Annotated in this window: 3 protein-coding genes and 1 pseudogene; all 4 read left to right on the top strand. The window is 56.1% G+C overall.

Annotated elements, in window-relative coordinates; translation table 11 throughout:
* Window positions 1–906 (top strand): RHS repeat domain-containing protein (locus V6M87_RS27085; protein WP_332879782.1); only part of this gene is annotated, 906 nt, incomplete at its 5' end.
* A gap of 101 nt (window positions 907–1,007) precedes the next feature.
* The gene (locus V6M87_RS27080; protein WP_332879781.1) at window positions 1,008–1,373 is read left to right on the top strand and encodes a hypothetical protein; all 366 of its coding nucleotides are present in this window, start codon (window positions 1,008–1,010) and stop codon (window positions 1,371–1,373) included.
* A gap of 227 nt (window positions 1,374–1,600) precedes the next feature.
* On the top strand, window positions 1,601–1,825 hold the full coding sequence (locus V6M87_RS27075) for a hypothetical protein (RefSeq protein WP_332879780.1): 225 nt from the start codon (window positions 1,601–1,603) through the stop codon (window positions 1,823–1,825).
* A gap of 9 nt (window positions 1,826–1,834) precedes the next feature.
* Window positions 1,835–2,948, top strand: a pseudogene (locus tag V6M87_RS27070) (RHS repeat-associated core domain-containing protein); the annotation flags it as partial.

Below are 2,948 nucleotides of genomic sequence, written 5' to 3'. Positions count from 1 at the left end.
CAGGCTACCCGAAGGGGATCGCTGAAACTGGCACCCACCACCGATGTCAAAGCGCTTATGGCGGGCAACGACGGCAAGTACGACATTGCCCTCGATCCGCTATGGAATGGTGAATCCCAGCAGGAAGCCGAACCGTTTGGGAAGCAAGAGATCGCGTTTTATCAATGCGACCATCTGGGCACGCCGCAGGAATTGACCGACCATGAAGGCAAGGTCGCCTGGTCGGCGCAGTACAAAGCGTGGGGGGAAGCGAAGGAGGCGATCAGCGAGGCGGCGCGCAAGGCGGAGATGCGCAATCCGATCCGGTTTCAGGGGCAGTATTTTGATGATGAGACGGGGCTGCATTACAACCGGTATCGGTACTATGATCCTCAATGTGGTTGCTATTTGTCTCATGACCCAATTGGTTTATCGGGCGGTGCTCATACTCGGCGCTATGTTCAAAATAACCCGGCAAGAGGTGTCGATCCGCTTGGACTTGTCGACATAAATATGTTCCCTTCGCATGAAGCAATCCGAGAATACGCAGAAAATATCCCTAGTCCCCCAGGAACTTTTACAGTCGGCGGGCATGGAAATTCGCAAAGCATCTTGACTTCCGAAAATAAACCTCTCTCGGCGCGAGAATTAGCCTTAAGAATTAGGAATCATCCCAAATATGAGTGCGGCATGCCTGTCCAATTATTCTCTTGTGAGACAGGTCAAGGCACCGACCCAATCGCGAAGAAATTAGCAAAGGAGTTAAAATCGCCAGTGAAAGCGCCTGATAAAATATTGTGGATTTATTCTAATGGGGAAACAGTTCCAATGGGAATGAAGCGAAATCTAGATGGAGAAGACATAATGGATACTTCACAACCAGGGAAATGGAAAAAATTCAAATTCCGCAAATTCTTTTTCTTCTAAATGAAAAAATAAAAACTAATGCTAAGTATAAATATGTTTTATAAGGAATACTCGATTTCACATAATGAATATATTAATCTGACCTTTATAAAGGAAAAAAAATGGAAAACCCTGGAGCCCCTATCACGCCTGGCATGTCCTTTAAACTTAGTAAAGAGGAAATAATAGACTATCAGAAAAAATCTCAAGATGGAGATGGAGAGGCATCTAAAAAACTATGGCTATTCTACGAGTTTGCAGTTCGTGATCGAATTAAGGGTGCAGAGTGGCTGGAAAAGGCTGCTGAACAAGGTTTGCGAGATGCAGAATATAGCTTAGCCTTTGATCTTTCACGTCAAGGGAGTCCTCGGTATGATTTGGAAAAGGCAAAATATTGGGCAACGAAGGCTGCGGATAGGGGAGAAAAGCTGGCGCGCGGACTATTGCAAGAGATTAAGGAGATTGAAGAGCGGGGCGATTCTAAGTAATCGGGCTCGGCAGGAAGTGCATGGTCTACTGCTCGACGGGCAGAACGTCACGTCGTTTCGGGATCGAGGCACTGTACTACGAAACCGGCCGCACCCAAGCCAACGGCCTGCTGCAACGATAAAGTACGTCCCAACCGCCTGATCGAACAGCAGCTCGGCACAGTCGCGCACGCTAGCCAGCAGAGCAGGCATTTTTATCCCGGTCATTATCGGCCGGATTAATCGCGGTGCAGGCGCTGCCAAAAGGCGGCGCACAAGGATTGCTGGCGCCGCTTGCGCAGACGGCGCTGGGCCAGGTTGCGGGCAACGTTGCGGACAAGCTCACGGGCGGTGCCGCCAGGGCCGGCAAGCTTGGCGCCGCCGTCGCTGCCCCCCCCCTCGGTTTGCCCGGATCGCTGCCGCGCCTCGACGCTGAAATCGCGCCCGCGCCCCTTCAAAAATCCGTCCTATAAAAGGCCGCCGTGACCGCGCCCACGCCAACCCCGACGAAACCGGCCGAACGCGCGCCGGAAGTGGCAGTCGCCCCGCTCGACACCATCGACCCGCAAGACATCGGCGCCGGCGCCGCCGCGTTCGACAAATGGCTGCGCAAGATCAGCGACGACTACGTCACGCTGGAGCGCCTGAGCACGGTGGCCGGCAGCCTGCCGGTGATCGGCAACATCATGGCGTTGATCGACACCATCATGGAGATGGTGGGGATCGTCCAGAAGCACGTCAACAAGAAGGAAATCGAATTCCTGCAATGGGTCAGCCTGGGCATCAACCTGATCGGCGTGATCCCGGTGCCACCGGGGATGAGCGCGGCGCGCATGAGTTTGCGGCCGGCCCTGCACCTGGTCCGGCAAAAGCTGGCGGTGGGCGTCAAGGACCTCGGCGCCACAGTAGTCGAGGTGCTGGTCATGCACCTCAACGCAACGCTGGCCGGCGAGCTCGAGACCTTCATCGACAGCGCAATGGGCAAGCTGGCAGGGATGCTGGACGAGTGCGCCAAACTTGCCGACGGTATTGCCGACGATTTGATCAGTATCCTCAAGCGCTGCATTGGCACGCAACCGCTGTTCAATGTGGCATCGCGCGCGGAAGTGGCGGACAAGCTGCACGACCCCAAGGTGGAGAGCAGGTGGCGCCGCATGCTTGGCGCCCTCAGCCAACAGTACAAAAAGAGCGCGAACTACGTTGTTGCCGTGGCAGCGAGCCAGCTGCCGGACAGCGCTGTAGCGGGCATAACAATCATCATCGGCCACCTGACCGACTTCAAGCCGGCGTTCCGCGGCAAGCTCGCCGCCCTGGCCGACGAACGGGCGCAGATGAGCATCCGCTGGATACTGATGCGGCTGCGCGACGCGGTCGTCAAGCACAAGAAGCGCTATCCGGCAATGGTCCCGTCGGCCAAGGGGGCGGACCACAAGAAGGACAACCCGGGCCACGAGCTGGGCGCCACCGGCCGGCAAAGCCCGGCCACCGGCGACGCCAATGCCTGCAAGCTGTGCCCCGTCAAAGGCGGCACCGCGCACTCGATCAGCTTCGCCACCGGCGCCGAAACGTTTACCCATACCGACTTCGTGCTCGATG

Origin of the sequence: Massilia sp. S19_KUP03_FR1, from assembly GCF_036688685.1 — a bacterium.
GTDB lineage: Bacteria > Pseudomonadota > Gammaproteobacteria > Burkholderiales > Burkholderiaceae_D > JALYUM01.
This window is presented reverse-complemented; position numbering and strand designations above follow the sequence as displayed.